The 15,966-nt window shown below is 44.8% G+C and carries 9 protein-coding genes and 1 pseudogene; 2 read left to right on the top strand and 8 right to left on the bottom strand.

Annotated elements, in window-relative coordinates; all coding sequences use genetic code 11:
• The first annotated feature begins 143 nt into the window (after nt 1-143).
• Nucleotides 144-497 carry a hypothetical protein gene (locus Q5866_RS14640; RefSeq protein ID WP_303180992.1) on the top strand — a complete coding sequence of 118 codons (354 nt, stop codon included), beginning with the start codon at nt 144-146 and terminating at the stop codon, nt 495-497.
• A 72-nt stretch (nt 498-569) separates the two neighbouring features.
• Here the strand turns inward: Q5866_RS14640 and Q5866_RS14635 are convergent, their stop codons facing one another.
• The 3 genes and pseudogenes from Q5866_RS14635 to Q5866_RS14625 form a co-directional block, all read right to left on the bottom strand.
• Nucleotides 570-2,417, bottom strand: coding sequence for a hypothetical protein (locus Q5866_RS14635; protein WP_303180990.1), 1,848 nt, complete (start codon nt 2,415-2,417; stop codon nt 570-572).
• Between the two features lie 202 nt (nt 2,418-2,619).
• Nucleotides 2,620-2,772: pseudogene (locus Q5866_RS14630) on the bottom strand (DUF4172 domain-containing protein); the annotation flags it as partial.
• Between the two features lie 73 nt (nt 2,773-2,845).
• Nucleotides 2,846-3,265, bottom strand: a complete 420-nt coding sequence (locus Q5866_RS14625) for a hypothetical protein (protein ID WP_303180988.1) — start codon at nt 3,263-3,265, stop codon at nt 2,846-2,848.
• A 240-nt stretch (nt 3,266-3,505) separates the two neighbouring features.
• On the opposite strand from Q5866_RS14625, the gene Q5866_RS14620 reads away from it, so the two are divergent.
• Nucleotides 3,506-4,828: an ATP-binding protein gene (locus tag Q5866_RS14620; protein ID WP_303180987.1), complete on the top strand. Its 1,323-nt coding sequence runs from the start codon at nt 3,506-3,508 to the stop codon at nt 4,826-4,828.
• Nucleotides 4,829-4,862: 34 nt separating this feature from the next.
• Here the strand turns inward: Q5866_RS14620 and Q5866_RS14615 are convergent, their stop codons facing one another.
• Genes Q5866_RS14615 through Q5866_RS14595 form a run of 5 tightly spaced genes read right to left on the bottom strand, consistent with a single transcriptional unit; the run spans nt 4,863 to nt 15,964 of the window.
• Nucleotides 4,863-5,564: a hypothetical protein gene (locus tag Q5866_RS14615; RefSeq protein ID WP_099291202.1), complete on the bottom strand. Its 702-nt coding sequence runs from the start codon at nt 5,562-5,564 to the stop codon at nt 4,863-4,865.
• A 15-nt stretch (nt 5,565-5,579) separates the two neighbouring features.
• Nucleotides 5,580-10,310: an efflux RND transporter permease subunit gene (locus Q5866_RS14610; RefSeq protein ID WP_099291201.1), complete on the bottom strand. Its 4,731-nt coding sequence runs from the start codon at nt 10,308-10,310 to the stop codon at nt 5,580-5,582.
• Nucleotides 10,307-13,396 (bottom strand): efflux RND transporter permease subunit, encoded by a 3,090-nt coding sequence (locus Q5866_RS14605; protein ID WP_303180986.1) that lies wholly within the window; start codon nt 13,394-13,396, stop codon nt 10,307-10,309. Before Q5866_RS14605 ends, Q5866_RS14610 begins: the two co-directional genes overlap by 4 nt.
• 6 nt (nt 13,397-13,402) lie before the next feature.
• A complete protein-coding gene (locus Q5866_RS14600; protein WP_099291199.1) occupies nt 13,403-14,467 on the bottom strand; it encodes an efflux RND transporter periplasmic adaptor subunit in 1,065 nt (354 codons plus the stop codon).
• A 21-nt stretch (nt 14,468-14,488) separates the two neighbouring features.
• Nucleotides 14,489-15,964: a TolC family protein gene (locus Q5866_RS14595; protein ID WP_303180984.1), complete on the bottom strand. Its 1,476-nt coding sequence runs from the start codon at nt 15,962-15,964 to the stop codon at nt 14,489-14,491.
• Nucleotides 15,965-15,966 lie beyond the last annotated feature (2 nt).

Raw genomic sequence — 15,966 nt, 5'->3', positions numbered from 1 at the left:
GAAGGGCTTGAAGCGTATTTATCTTGAAAAGAATTTGTCGTATGAAAATATTTCGTCGTTCTTTTTGGAAATCGGAAGAAATTCGAGCATCGAAATGGGGTTTTGTTTTTGTTTTGTTATTAGGTTTTCCTATTTTTTGTTCAATGGGTTATCCATGGGAAATGTACATGGGTGTTATTTTCGTGTTGATATTTTTATTGTGCTTTCATCCATACTCTTTTTTTTACGTGATATTATATGATGATAGGCTAGTTGTTCAAAATGGAGTCTTCTTTTTTTGGAAAGGCGAGTATTTTTATGAAGATATTGTGAAAGTAACGCTCGTGTGGTTGGGTGGGATGTCAAATCATTACATTCAGGTTTTCACGGAAAAAGGGAAATCTAGGCGTTATTTTATCGATTTAGTAGCCCCGAGTGATTATCAAGAGATTGTAAATATAGTTCGGGGTAAGGGAATTTTGGTTGAAACAGTCCATCTTGATGAGTGGGTAAAATAGAAGTTGGGTTATGAAAACATTTCGTCGTCCTTTCAAGAAATCGGGTACGGTATTTGCTGTTCACTTCCTTGTTTACCAAAATCGAATTTCTTTGTTTTCGTGGGTGAATATTCTTTCTTCAATGCCTGTCGTGTGGTTATGAAGCCAAAGTAAAGCCCCCCGGGGGACATCGTGATACTCGAGGTAATAATCGGGGGCTATTTGTCGTCCTAGTGATTGCCAACCGTTCAAGTCATGATAGAACAGCTCGTAGTCGTTTCCCGGGTAAATTCCGTTGCCGTCACTTCTAGGAAGGCACACGATTTTTGCAGCATGGACTGAAGTGTCAAAATCGATAATGATTTTTTTCATGGGGTCGAGAGTGATATTAGTTAGAGGGTCATTGTCAAGAATCAAAGAATCCGAGGGGGAGGTTTTTCCCTTTAATGGCTTGCCTGCTTTGTCAAGAAAGGATAGTTCTGCCATGTATACAGGGTGAGTGGTGGTATTCGATACTCGCCAATATCTGAATCGCTTGTCTGTTTTGTTATATCCTTGTGCATAGGTTACAGGGGAGGTGTCAAACTGGGATATTATCGTGTCGGGGGTGAGGAAGTTCGGATCGTTGGAAGCTTCTATCACGAGATGTTGTAGGTATTTGTTGAATGCGTGTAGCAAGTCGTTAAAAGGATATTTTCTTTTGATTGTTATTTTTTGTCGGGTGCAAGTGTCCGGTACAAGATACTTGATTTCTCCTTTCAAGTTTAGGATGAAAGGAAAGTGCATCGGGCGCATTTTTTTCTCCTGATAATATGTCACTAGGTAAAGGATGTTTTTGCCAATATTCTTGAATTTTGCTGATGATTTCTGGCAGTTCGTGATGTCAACAGGTTGCCACGTGAGATTGTTGAAGACACATAGGTAGGCATGTCGCAAGGACACGGGTAGGCCTTCTCGAACCGGAATAACGGCATCGGTAGTATACAGGTATTGGTCGCTAACATCTTTATAGAAAGGATTTAAAAAGAAGTCGGGGATATATTCGCCTTTAGAGGGAATGATTACTCGATTGCGTGAATAGGTTTTTTGATATACTTTGGCTGTCTGATAACTTACTTCCATGTCTGCTGTATTTTTTGATTCGGAAAATACTATTTTGCACCACTGGTGGAAACCGTTGCGATTAGCATAGCGGGGTATGAATTCGATACAAGAAGGAACACTTGCGATACGGTATGTAAGATTTTTTGCTATAGCAAGATGAGTGCATTCTCTTAAAATGTTATTGAGGTGTAGTTCAGAGAGTATTTGGGGGTTGATCTTTGTTATCGGTTTTGATAAAGGAATGTCATTAATGATTTTTGGCATGATGTATTTTGTGTTGTCTAGGAAAAATAGGTCTTCTAATGCTTGTGGTGCGATATCCAAGGAATCACGCCATAAATCGAGACGTTCATTTGCGAAGCGGTAAGGAAGAATGTATTCTAGGAATATGTCAAAAGGGATGTCTTTTAACCAACTGTACTGATGTAGTTTCTCGAAAGATAAGTCGATGTGGTGAATGAGGAAATCTGCTTTGATATGTTTCACGTCTTCTTCTTGGTAGGAATTTTTTCTAAGCCAATTGATTTCACTGAATGATATGTCTAGCAATTTATGATGAAGGTAGCATCCTATGGTGTCAGCGTCTATCTTTGCCCGGTATGCGTTGATGAGGTCACCTTGCAGCGTGTAGTGCCCGGGCATGTTGGCGATGAGGAATTCGGCGGCTTGTAGTTTCAAGGAATCGGCGGGGTTAAGCGAGTAGTGGTCAAGGACTTTCTCGAGTTCGCTTCTGTTTTCGCCTGCTAGTTGTAAGGCTGTTTCTAATGCCTCGTTGCGGGTTTGGCAAGAGAGTGTGGCTAGAAAAATGATGTAGGTATAGATATATTTTAGTTTCATGGTATAAATCGTTTTACCGCGAAGTAAATAATTGTAGGGTAATATTTCGAGGAAAAAGGTTGCGTGAAGGTTGCGAGTTACGTTTGTTATTGTACATATTCGGGAATACACAATTTGTAAAGATATTTGCCGCATATATTGCGGCAAATATGGCATTTAATCTCCGCGCTATGGCAATGAAGCCCCGTGAGCAACTTTAAAATTATAACACGAGTTCATAGTTCGTGCTTCGTCCCCCTTCATCCGTTTTGCGTAATACATCTTTATTTATCAAATCTTGTATATCACGCAATGCGGTATCGGGAGAACATTTAGTAATCTTTCCCCATTTGGATGAGGTTAGTTTTCCATTAAAACTATCCGTTGATTTTGTATTGAAAATTATGGGAATTTTGCAGATTTGTTGTGCAATATTTGGGAGAAATGGATTAGAACCGGGTGAAGTTTCTGTCCACGAGGTAATCGAAACCTTGGTCGGTTTCCACGGGGATATTCTTTTCTTTGAAGGTGTCGAGTAGATCGGGAAAGTCTTTTGCCGCTACGAGTTCGATGACGTAGCTCCAGGCGTGCTTGGGGTTGGTTTTCGTGAAGACTTGGATGTAGGGACCACAATAAAGACCTCGACCTCCGAAGAGTTTGACTTTGATAATGTCGTTGTAGTTGTATGTGCGCTGCCAGCGGGTGTAGATGCTGTTTCGGAGGAGGAATTGGTCGTCCGTGAAGGTGAGGTAGAAATACTGGGTGAAGATAACCGGATATATAGAGAGCCACATGAAGATCGGGATTAACACGAGGGGATTGAATTCAAAAGAATCACTGTAAGCAAGGTGTGCGATACAACCTATCATACTTATGGATATATAAATACAAAGTTTGAGCATGGTTCTTGAAGTGTCGGATTGCCAAAAGGGTTGACGAAATTCTCGCATAACAAACGCTGTTTTGTGTTTAAGCAAATATAAAAATTTTGGACGTGTTTTCCAATTTTTGGAGAGAAGTTTTTTTTATGCTATATTCGCATTATAGAAATGACTGTTTCCGAAATGACTGTTTCGGAACTGAAGGTTTCGGATTAAACACGAATTGAAATGAGATTCTATAATAGAGAAAAAGAGATCGAGAGATTGCGGGATATACGGGAACGTTCAACCCGGAACGCGCAGATGACGGTAGTTATGGGGCGTAGGCGTATCGGTAAGACACAATTGTTGTTGAGGGCGACGGAAGGGCAACCGACATTGTATTTTTTCGTGGCACGTAAGGCAGAGAATTACTTGTGTCAGGATTTTCAACAGGAAATTAAGGACAAATTGGGAATTCCGCTTTTGGGGGAAATAAGTAGTTTTGGGAAGTTGTTCGATTTTCTGATGGAGTTATCGAAGGAACGGGCGTTTAATCTTATCATTGATGAGTTTCAAGAGTTCTATAATATTGCCCCTTCGGTTTATAGTGATATGCAACGGCATTGGGATTTGAATAAGGACGAGAGCAAGATAAATTTGTTGTTGAGCGGATCGGTGTATTCCTTGATGCATAAGATATTCGAGAATTCGAAAGAGCCTCTTTTCGGGCGTTCTACCGGGATGTTGATGGTGCGTCCTTTTGAAACTTCCGTGTTGAAGGAAATTCTCGCGGAACATAATTCGGAGTACACGGCGGAGGATTTATTGGCTTTGTACGCGTTCACGGGTGGAGTGGCGAAGTATGTGCAATTGTTGATGGATGCCGGTGCGTGTACCGTGGAAGCGATGCTTGATTACATCGTGAGGGAGGATTCGACTTTTATACCCGAAGGGAAAAATATGCTCGTGGAGGAGTTCGGGAAAGAGTACACGAATTATTTTACTATTCTTTCGGCTATCGCGAGGGGGGAAAACACGAGAGCGAAGATAGAAGCGGTGGTGAACCGCGAGGTGGGAGGATATTTGACGAAGTTGGAAGGGGATTACGGGTTGATATCTAAGGTTACTCCTATTTTTTCTAAAGTGGAAACCAAGAATGTGCGCTATACGCTGGAGGATAACTTTTTGACATTTTGGTTTCGGTTCGTGTATAAATACAGTTATATGATAGAAATCGGTGCTTACGGTCAGTTGAGGGAGGTGATCGAGCGGGATTATCCCGTGTTTAGCGGAAAGATTTTGGAACGTTATTTTCGGACAAAGTTGGTTGAACAGAAAAGGTTTACCCGAATAGGTGGATATTGGGACAGGAAGGGGGAAAACGAGATTGATCTGGTGGCGGTCAATGAATTGGAGAATACAGCAGAGATTATCGAGATAAAGCGTAACGCGACCAAAATTAACATGAACCAATTGAATGAAAAGAGCGTGCAGTTCCGTAAGGTTGTCGGTAAGGAATTGGAGGGTTACACGATTCAATTGAGGGGACTCTCGATGGAGGATATGTAATAATAGTAATGCCGCCCATGAGGCGGCATTACTATTATATGAATTTTTCCCGGTGGCGGGTGTTGTTCAGACCGATGATGATAAAGAGGGCAGAAGCGATCAACATGTTTATCCGGCAATGGAAAACGGCGTTGAAGAATATCTGCGGGTTTTTATCGAGGGGAACATCGTATGGATTGAGGAAGATGTTCCATTGGCTGGCACCGAGGCTTTCTTTCATCATAAAGAGGATCAACCCGATGATGATAATGACCACGGAGGTTCCGTTGCCGTTCTTGATGGTGGTGCTCAGCATGAAGGAGAGCGTACCGATAAAGAGGGCGGGAACCATAGCTTGCAGGGCGAGGTTCATCGGGGGAATGGACACGATGGCGAGATCCGTGAGCAATGCAAGGATCAACGTGATGACGAAGCAGATGACATACGAGATCAAGAGCCGGAATAACCAAACTTTGTAGCTGTAGTTAGGGATCCCGAAGATGATTTCGACGATTTTGGCATCTTGGTCATTTTGTAACCCGAAGCACATGGGGTAGAAGACGAGCAGGATGCTCGGCAGCATCAGCATCGAGTAGGCGGTTGCTTGGGTGATCTCGTCGTCGCCCAGCAGGTACACCACCACGGTGATGATAAAGAACACGAGGGCACTCAACATGAAGTACAGGAATTTGTTCCCGAAAATGATCTTGATGTTGTATTGTACCAGTTTCTGTATCGCTATCCAAAATTGAAGCATAATTGGGGGTGCGTTTTATTGGGTTATAATTTGTTCTTTGTTCTCTATTTTGACGGTTCTCAACAGCCACAAGTAGGAGTCTTCCAGCGCGGGGAGTATCCGTTCGGCGTTCTCGGCGGGCTTGCGCTCGCTGAGGCAGCGTACTTTGATCATATCACCTTGGCGGATGTGGTGAACGACGAGCAGGTCGGACGGGAGTTTGGCAAAATCCCGTACCGGTACTTCGAATGTCCACGTGACATCCTTGGCTATGTTGGCCATATCGGAAGGAGTACCGTGATATTTCAGTTCTCCTTTGTTGATAACGCCCACTTGATTACAGGAGCTGGCGATATCCTCGATAATGTGGGTGGAGAAAATCACGATTCGGTTACGCGACAGTTCCACGAGCAGGTTCCGGAAGCGGATTCTTTCCCGCGGGTCGAGTCCCGCCGTGGGTTCGTCTACCACGAGGATACGCGGCAGGTTGAGCAACGTCTGGGCAATACCTATACGCTGTTTCATACCGCCGGAGAATCCCCCGATTTTCTTATCCTTGTTCTCGTACATGTGAACGGCGGAAAGCACTTCTGCGATCCGGTTCTGGCGTACACGCTTGTTGTAGATGCCTTTCAACAGAGCTTGATATTCGAGAAATTCCCAAGCCGTGAGGTTCTCGTAGGTTCCGAATTCTTGCGGCAGGTAACCGATTAGGCCTTGCAACTCTTCCCGTTTCTTCTGGGTGTCGATACCGTTGATAAATATCTTGCCGTAGCTTTGCTCGAAAATACCGCAGATGATACGCATCAGCGTGGTTTTACCCGCTCCGTTGGGACCGAGGAGTCCGAACATTCCGGTATGGATTTCCATGGAAACGGAACTTAACGCCTTGAACGGTTTTTTCTTCACGCCGATGAACGGAGCCTTGGAAGCCATACGGAATATGGTTTTCTTCAACATACGGAAGCGACCGTCAATCAGATCAATATTAATGTTCTCCTTGTTAATCTTGTTGGACAAGTATCTTGCCGCGATACCGATATACCAGAACATACCGAGGAAAATAGCTCCCCCGCTATTGTCGAACTTGTTGCTCGACCAGTAGAGGATAACGAAAGGTCCCGCGTAATAGATGGCGATAGCGATGACGCGCAAGATTTTGGCAATCATCTTACCGTTCCGGTTTTCACAAAATTCCCGGAAGATATTCATGGTGCCGAGGGTCATGATCCACGTGATGAAAGCGAAGATGACCGCCCACAAGAATAATACTTGATAACTGAACGTGAAGTAATACATGAAGCCGAGGATGGGTAGCGACCATAGCAGGGGTTGCAGGTCTTTCCACTCCCGGTATTGCTCTTTCAAGCCCAGACGTTCCCTGATTTTCAGCCCGGAAGTCCATTCCCGCTCGAAACGGGAGGGGCGACCATATATCTTCACGAGATTGCATACTTTGATTTCCAGTTCCTCGTCGGCAGGGATGATGTTGCTTTGGGCACGGCGGAGACTGTCTTCAAGGAACCATGTGATGCCCGGTACCAGTATAACGGTCAGAATGACGTAAAGTATCCGGTCGAGCACTGTATATGTCCAGAAATAGACACAAGTGAGTGCCACGATGAATGCTGCGATTTGTATGATTTTCATCACCCAGCTTTGCGAGTGCAGGCGGGCAAGGGCGTCTTCCATACCGGAGTAGAGCGTGGGGATAATAACTAGAGTCAACAATGTACTCATAGTCAATCCGCCGATTACAGTGATCGCGAACGGGGCGCCTAGTCCGGACACGTATTCTCCCGTGCCGAGAGCCAGCGGAACCATAGCCACGATGGTCGTGATTGCCGTGATTAGGATAGGTCGCAGGCGGGATAGGCCGGAGGTTATGATAGCGCGTTGCTTCCGGTTGCCCGTGCGGCGTAGCAATGAGGTATAATCTATAAGGATGATACTGTTGTTTACCACGATACCGATCAGGATGATAAAGCCGATAAAGACATTGGCATTCATCAACGGGTTGCTCGTGAACAATAATGCCAATAACGAGCCGATTGCTGCCAACGGGATCGTGAACATCAGCACGATAGGGGCTGATATCGATTCGAACACGGAAGCGAGTATCATGTAAATAAGGACGAATGCGGCCAGTATAAGGAAAGTGAAATCATCCATTTCATTTTCCTCGTGAACGACTTGTACGGCGATTCCGGCAGGGACATCCAAGCCTTGCACTAGCTCGTCAATCTCTTCCCGTGCCGCTTCAAGCAGAGGTTTCGATTCGTTGATATCCGAGTTGAAAGCGTAATAGAGAGTGACTTCCTTCTCTTGGTTAATACGAATGATGCTTCCTTTGTCCCGTCCGAGGTTGATGCGGGCGAAATCACGTAATTCTACCAGTCCGTTTTTGGAGTTCGTCACCTGCATATTGCGCAGATCCTCAAGCGTACGGGTTTGTGTAGTCTTGTCTTTTTCGTCATACGTGGCGTCCCGGATAATGATATCATATTCTTCGTCACCCGCTTTGTATTTTGTGGATGCCGTGCTTTCAGGACCGAAATTATTGAGTTCATTTGCCACGTTGCCGGGAGTGATGTCGTTGACTCCCATCAAGTACTGGTCAAAGAACATTTTTGCCACAGAACTACCCGATTGACTGCTGACATTGGAATAAGAAATATTGTCAAGGTCTTCGAATTGGTATTTCAAGTATTCGGCAAAATTTGTCATAGCCTCGAAATCTTGTCCTTTGATAACGACTTTCTCGCTTTGGCTCCCGATATTCATCAGGCGAAGCAGTGAGGCGTTGCCCAACATGCCGCCGCCACCTCTCTCGGCGGTTTCTGTTGCTTGAAGGCTGATTTGGGATATGTTTACTTTATCTGCCAGTTTCAGTACTTCGTCTTTCAGCTGTGGGATAGATTTATTGTTGATTTTTTCAAAATCGTCTTTCAGTCGGATGGTAATATCCACGTTATCTTCGCTGATGTCGGATGTAAATGTTTTGATTTCTTTGACCTCGAGCAATTCATCCTCGAACAGGCGAATCATGTCGTCAGTCTTTTGTAACGTGTATCCGGTCGGCGGAGTGATGTATACGTTGAACGTGTTTGTTTGAATTTCTCTAAGAGTATTTAGCGTCAGGGAAGTGGATAGCACTACCGTGACGAGGAGCACCACGAGCGCGGAGATGATAACCTGTGCCGGGCGGCGGAGGGACATTTTCAGTATTGCCATGTAGATTTGCACGAGGCGGTTGTGCAGAGACAATTTGCTGAAATTAACGTCGTTCGGTTTCCTCTTCAAAATAGCATTGACTGCCATGGGGATCAACAGTAACGCCACGACCAGCGATATGGTCAGCGTGGCGACGATGGACACCCCGATATGTTCTCCGATAAGTTTAATCTCGTAACGGTCGGCAAAAAGGAAAGGCAGGAATACCATAATCGTGGTGATCGTGGCGGCAAGGACTGCTTTCCATACTTCCTCGGTTCCTTGCACGCAGGCTTCATCCGTGGGCATACCTGTGGCCTTCAGACGATAGATATTTTCCATGACCACGATGGAATTGTCCAGTAACATTCCCACCGCGAGTGCGATACCAGTGAGGGTAAGCGTGTTGATCGAGATGCCGAACAAGTAGAAGAAGTAGAAGGACGAGAACACGGATATCGGTATAGCGAAAGCGACAATAGACACGATATGTATTTTGCGCAAGAACAGGAAGAGGACGAAAATAGCTAGAAAAGCTCCCGATATGGCAAGGTTGATAATCTCGTTGATATTATCACTCATGATTTCAGCCTGATCTTCCTGAATGTCGATACTGATCCCTTTGGAGGCTATCTCTTCATTCAGTCGGTCGATTTCTGCCCGTACTTTTTCAGACAAATCAATCACGTTGGTCAAAGGGGATTTGTATAATCTACAGGTTACGACCTCCTTACCGTTTACACGGGAATAGGAGTCTTCTTCCTTCACCCCGAAGTGGATTTCCGCGATATCTTTTAGCAGAATTGGTCCTTCGGCTACAACGATACTTCCAAGGTCTTCGGTGGCAAGGTATTCTGCCGTCACGTTGACGAAATAACGTTTATTGTTCTCGTATACGGAGCCGGCAAATGTTTTTTCCGCCAGATTTGCAGATATCTTGCTACTGATGATAGATGGCGTGAGATTCAGTGCTTTGCATCGTTCCAAATCGATAATGACTTCGATACTTTTTTGTCGGCCACCCACGATTCGGACTTCCGCGATACCGTCCACGCTTTCGAGATAGGGCGTGATGTCTTTATCCACGATGTTGCGGACATAGTCGATATCGTCTTCCCCGAGGATTTGCAACTGCATGAAGTTGTCACTTGCCGAACCGGCAGAGGATTTGTTGACAGTACAAGTAAATTCTTCGGGAATGTTCTTGGATATGCTCTTTATATTTTGTTCCAGTTGCAGGAACGCGTATTTCAAGTCTACATTTTGTTTCAATGCAACTCGGATTGAAACACCTGACGAACTGATGTACGTTTCTATTTTTTCCACTCCGTCGAGCGAACTGATAGCGCCTTCTACCGGGATAGCGGCGTGATTTTCAACGTACGTGGGGTCGAGTTCCAAATTCGAAGTGGCTCTGATGTTGACACTCAATACCGGTAATTCGGCATTGGGAAATATTTCCATGGGCAGGTGCTTCTGGGAAAAGATTCCCATAAGTACCAACCCGATGAATAACATCGAGATGAGAACTCGTCTTTTTATAATGGTCTTCATGACTTCTTTTTATCAATAACGTAATACACACATGGAATGACGATCAAGGTCATGACGGTAGAGGTCAGAAGCCCCCCGATAACCGCTAATGCCATGGGAGATCGGAGCGAAGCCCCTTCCCCGAAACCGAAACACATGGGGAGCAATGCCAGAATAGTGGTGGCACTGGTCATGATGATCGGGCGTACGCGGTGTTGGGCAGCCATCTTGATAGCATCGTCCAACGGGTGACCGTCCGCTTTCAGGCGGTTGATTGCATCCACGAGTATAATAGAACTGTTCACGGCAATACCGGCAAGCATGATGATACCGATAAATGCCATCATGTTGAGTGTTTGTCCGGTAATCAGGAATGCCCACACGCAACCTACCCCGGCTAACGGGATAGTCAGCAGAATAGTGAACGGGTGGCGTAAAGATTCGAATTGAGCAGCCATAACCATATACACTAACAGTATGGACAGACCTAAGGCGAAGCCCAGTCCGCCGAATGATTCTTGTCTTTTTTCTTCCTCTCCGGTAATCTTTGCCGTGTATTTTGCCGGGAACTCTACTTCCGATAGTTTTTCGCGTATGGAAGGAGTGATGTGGCTTAACGTGTATCCTTTGTCGATCATCGCCGTAACCGTACCCGTGCGGCTTTGGTTTACTCTGCCGATTTCCCGCGGAGCGGAAGTGATTTCGATATCCGCTATTTCAGCGAGGCGATATTTTTTGTCCCCTTGCGTGATTTCGATTTGTTCCATCTCTGAAAGAGAAACTTCGGGTACTTTGATACTGATATCGATAGTTTCGCCCTTGTTCTCGAAAGAACCCGCTTCTTTACCGTTCAGTTTTTCACTTACCTGATCACTTACTTCTTTGACATTGATTCCGTAGATACCGCTTTTCAACCGGTCGATCTTGATGTTTACCTCGGGAGCGCCCTGTTCCATAGAGGTCTTGATATCATAGAGTCCGGGGATGCCCGATATCTTTTCTTTTATGGAGGAACACAATTCGTTTAATATGTCCAACTCTTCTCCCTTCACTTCGATCACGAGAGGGGCTCCTTCCGTGCCGAGAATACTTTGTAAGGCGGACTCTCCTTTTTCGTAGGAGATTTCAACACCTTCGGGGAGTTGGTAGTTCGCGTTTATATTCGTGATAAAATAATCAGCGTCCAGTTTGGAATCTTTTTTAATTTTCACGGTTACTTGTGCTTGGTTGTCTTCTTCCAGTTTGCCGCCGCTTGTGCTTTCCAGATTGGAGGGACCGACTTGCGTGTATATCCATTCGATATCATCGCCGCCCAGTGTGCGTGCGGCATCTTCAATGGTCGCCACGGCATTGTCCGTGTTTTGCAGTCGGGTACCGGGTTCCATATTGATGAGTATGGCAAGCTCTTTGGATTCCGCTTTCGGCATGAACTCCATCCCGATAAAAGGCAGCATCAAGTAAGATATTACCATCAGGACGAGAGCCGCCAGAATAACGGCATATTTTACTTTTAATACGCGTCCCACGAAGTTACCGAAACCTTTTATCGTGATGGCATGACCTTTTCTTCTGTCTTTTTTACCTAGAAATTTTGACACGAGCATGGGAATGAACAAGATAGACACGAACAGAGAGGATAGTAGCGAGAAGCTGACTGTCCATGCCTGTTCTTTAAACAGTTCACCTGCCGCACCTTGCAGGTAAACAATCGGGAGGAACACGACAATGGTGGTTAAGGTGGATGCCGTGATTGCTCCTGCCACTTCCGATGTGCCTCGCACCGCTGCTTCGGTGGGAGAGAGGTGATTCTCTTCCATGTTTCGGAAGATATTCTCCATGACCACGATAGCGTTGTCCACGAGCATACCCGCCCCTAAGGCAAGTCCCCCCAATGTCATGATATTGATGGATAGCCCGTTGAAGTACATCAGGTTGAACGTGGCGATAATAGATATCGGAATGGATACACTCACGATAAGCGTCATGTTCACCCGTCGCAGGAATAAATAAAGAATGATAACCGCGAGCAGAATACCTATCAAAGCGGAGTCCTTCACTTCATTGATAGAACTTCCGATAAAATCACCTTGGTTGCTGATCACGTGGAACTCGTATCCCGGTAAACTTTTTTGGAATTCATCGAGTTTCACGAGCAGGTTATCGACGGCATTTACCGTGTTGTACTTGTTCTCCTTGTATATACTGATACCCAAGCAACGTTCACCGTTGTAACGGGCGATATTCTCGGGTTCTTGATTGCGGATACTTACCGTGGCGACATCTTTCAAGTAGATTGGGGCTTTCGGTTTACTCGATCCTGTTGACGCTTGTGATGATGCGTTGGAGGTGGAAGAGGTATTTTCCTTGAAAGCGACAATGATGTTTTCAATATCTTCAATGGTATTGATCAGATTCGCACCCTTTACCATGTACCGGATGTCATTGTCGGTAATCGTTCCCCCGGACACGTTTTGACTCATGCCGGTAATCTGGGAAGCGATGGTGTTTGCCGTCAACCCGAAAGCTTCCAGCATGTAGGCGTCCGTGGAGATTTCCACGATAGCTTGCTCCTGACCGCTTAATTGAATATCTGCTATTCCACCCACGCGGACAAGTTCGTTGCGCATATAATTCTCCGCGACCTTACGTAACTCGTTCATGTCTTTGATCTCGTTGTGCGTGAGCGTGATGGTCATAATCGGACTGGCGTTCGCGTCATAACGGGTGACGTTAATCTCGTCCACGTTGTCCTGTTGGGCATAGGTGGAAACTGCGCGTTGCAGATCTAAAAAAGCGGCATCCATATCCTGATCCCAGCCGTATTCAACCGTGATTTTGGAATATCCTACCCTGCTGATGCTGTAAACGCTTTGTACACCTTCCTGTCGTGCGGCAGTACCCTCGACTTTTTGAGTGATTTGTCTTTCGACCTCTTCCGGTGGTCTTTGTCCGCTTTTTACTTCCACGTAAAGGGCGGGATTTTTCAAGTCGGGAAAAAGGTCTGTTCCCAGTTTATTATAAGATATCGTACCCAGTAAACATACCGCCAGCGTAAGCATAAGCACGCTCACCGGGTATTTTACTGCAAATTTGGTGATACTGTTCATATCGTTTTATTTCATGATTTTTACTTTGCCTCTGTTTCTCAAGAACTCGTAACCTTTGATAACGATCTTGTCACCCTCGTTCAAGCCTTCCGTGACTTCCGTGTAGCGGTCGTCGCTGATGCCTGTTTTGATGTATTTCTCCACGGCACGATTCTGTTCCACCGTGAATACGTTACGCATTCCCCGGCGGGCATTGACGATTTCTTTCGGGATAAATAACACGGAGTCTCTTTGCAAAGTAATAATCTCGCCTTTAGCGAACATTCCGGGACGTAATTTCAATTCCGGGTTGTTAATAGCGATGTATCCGGAGAATGTACGGGTTTCCTCGTTAATTGCCGGGGATAACTGGGATACGGTTCCGGATAGAGTATCTGATTTTATATTATAGTTGGTAACTAATACTTTTTGTCCCACTTTCACTTTTTCGATGGCATTTTCCGGAAGTGCGATTTCCATATACATCTGGCTGTAGTCCATCATACCCACGATGATTTCGCCGGAAGCAACGTCTATTCCCGGAGTGAAATAGGGTAAAGTGACGATTACCCCTTTAAACGGGGCTCTGATATTTATTTTTTCCAACTCGGTATTTGCCGTTTCCAGTGCGGTTTGTGCTTGGATATAACTGCTTTCGGCGTTCAACACGTCTTTTTCGGTTGCCCCTCCTTTATCATACACGACCTTTTGCCCGTCCCATTCTTTTTTGGCGATATCAACTTGCATTTTCTTGGTTTGCAGCGATACGCTGTTCTCGTGTTCCTTGTTGTTCAGTTTCACAATGACGGCTCCCGCTTCCACGATGTCACCTAATTTATAAGGGCGTCCGGTTTTGGGATTATTCATCAGTTCGTATTTACCGGTAATCTCTGATTTTATCTCGGCGGTTTTGGAGGCTTTTGCCGTACCCGTGGTGGTGGTCAATTCACGAATATTCCGTTTGCCGACTTCCGTGAGCCAGACGGGAGTTGTTGTTTCGGAAGAAGAGCTCGAACGTTGCTCGTTACAGGCGTTCAGAGAAAATGCGAGTAGAATGAACCCGATATATTTTATTGATTTATTTGTAGCCATAGTTGTTATATTTTGTTGTTTTTATTTTAGCAAGTCCACGGGTAAATAAGAAGTGTTCGTTTGGAAATCCCACAATGTCTGGATTTTCAGATCAAGTAACTTCAGTTTATAGCTGATGATCGTGTTCGTGTATTCAGTTTTGGCACTGGTTAGCTGATCTTGTTGATTCTTTAAATCTAAACCCGATAGAGAACCGCTGCGGTATTTTTCCACGCTGATATCATACGTGCGTTCGGCGTTTTCCACGTTTTTGCGTGCGATCTCTATTTTTTTAACGAGGCTGGGAAGTTCCCGGCATATTTGGCGAATTTCGAGTACAACGCTTTTTTTGTATTCGGCTAAATCGATATCTTTATTTTCATTTGCAATCTGTGCCTTGCGTATAGCAGCTTTGCGAGTCCCCCAATCCCAAACCGGGATGGTAAGAGTGACTCCCACGGATTCGTTATCTTCCGGTTTGGTGAAAGCACCTTTTACCTTATCTCCATTACCGAATAAACCGACTTGGGCGGAAATATTTCCCTTGAATTCATTTGTTGCTTTTGCCGCGATCAAATCAAAGAGACCTTGCTCGACACTGATCTGTTTTTGCCGGATCTCCATTCTTTGTTCCAAAGCATATTTGATAGCCAAGTTTTGGTCAACCTCTACCGGTGTAATATCTGTATTCGTGAGTACACTGATGTCCATTTCCAAAGGTAAACCCAAGGTTTGCTTGAATTGGTCTTTGGTAGACTCGTAATTTGTTTCAGCACTATACAGGCTTGTTTCATTATTTGCCAGAGTTACTTCCGATTGGAATAACTCTTCTTTTGGAAGTAGGCCTTGTTCAACCTTATTCTTGGTTATTTCATAGTTTTGCTTTGCACTTTCGAATGCTTCCCGTGCGTCTGTCAGGCTTTTGAAACTTTGGTAAACATTGTAAAATCCTGAAGTTACCGTCTTTTCAATGTTTAGTTGTGCCATAGCATAACTTATCTTGGCATTTTCCAAATCGAATTCCAATTGTTTCAAATCGATTTTGGTTCGGTTATAGGTAAAAATAGGTTGATTCAATCGTAATGACAGGCGATTGGAAAAAGAAGTGTTTGTTAGATTGTTAGATTGATTCTGTGCATCTTGCCAGTTGAAATCATTACTTAGCGTCAATGTACCGTCGGTCCATTTCAAAGGTTGAGTGATACTGAAATTACCTCCGGCACTCATGGTGCGGTAGGTATTCCATGTTGAACTTATTTCCTCGAAACTACTGCTTCTGGAATAGTTAAAAGGGCTCAAATCGAATTGGAATAAAGATTTTAAGGATGCTTTTCGTTGAAGTAAAGACAGTTCACTCTGTTCAAGTGACATTTTACTTTGTATCAACGACGGGCTTTGTTGATAAGCGATCTCCAAAGCCTTTTCTAGCGTCAAAATCTCTTGAGCGGACGTTGTTCCCGAGGAGAATATGATCAGTAGCCCGGAAATGATCAACGATAATGACGTACGTGTTTTCATAA

Source organism: uncultured Butyricimonas sp., assembly GCF_959596855.1.
In the GTDB taxonomy this organism is placed as follows: Bacteria; Bacteroidota; Bacteroidia; order Bacteroidales; family Marinifilaceae; genus Butyricimonas; species Butyricimonas muris.
The sequence above is the reverse complement of the archived record's forward strand: the minus strand, read 5'-3'. Positions and strand labels throughout refer to the sequence as shown.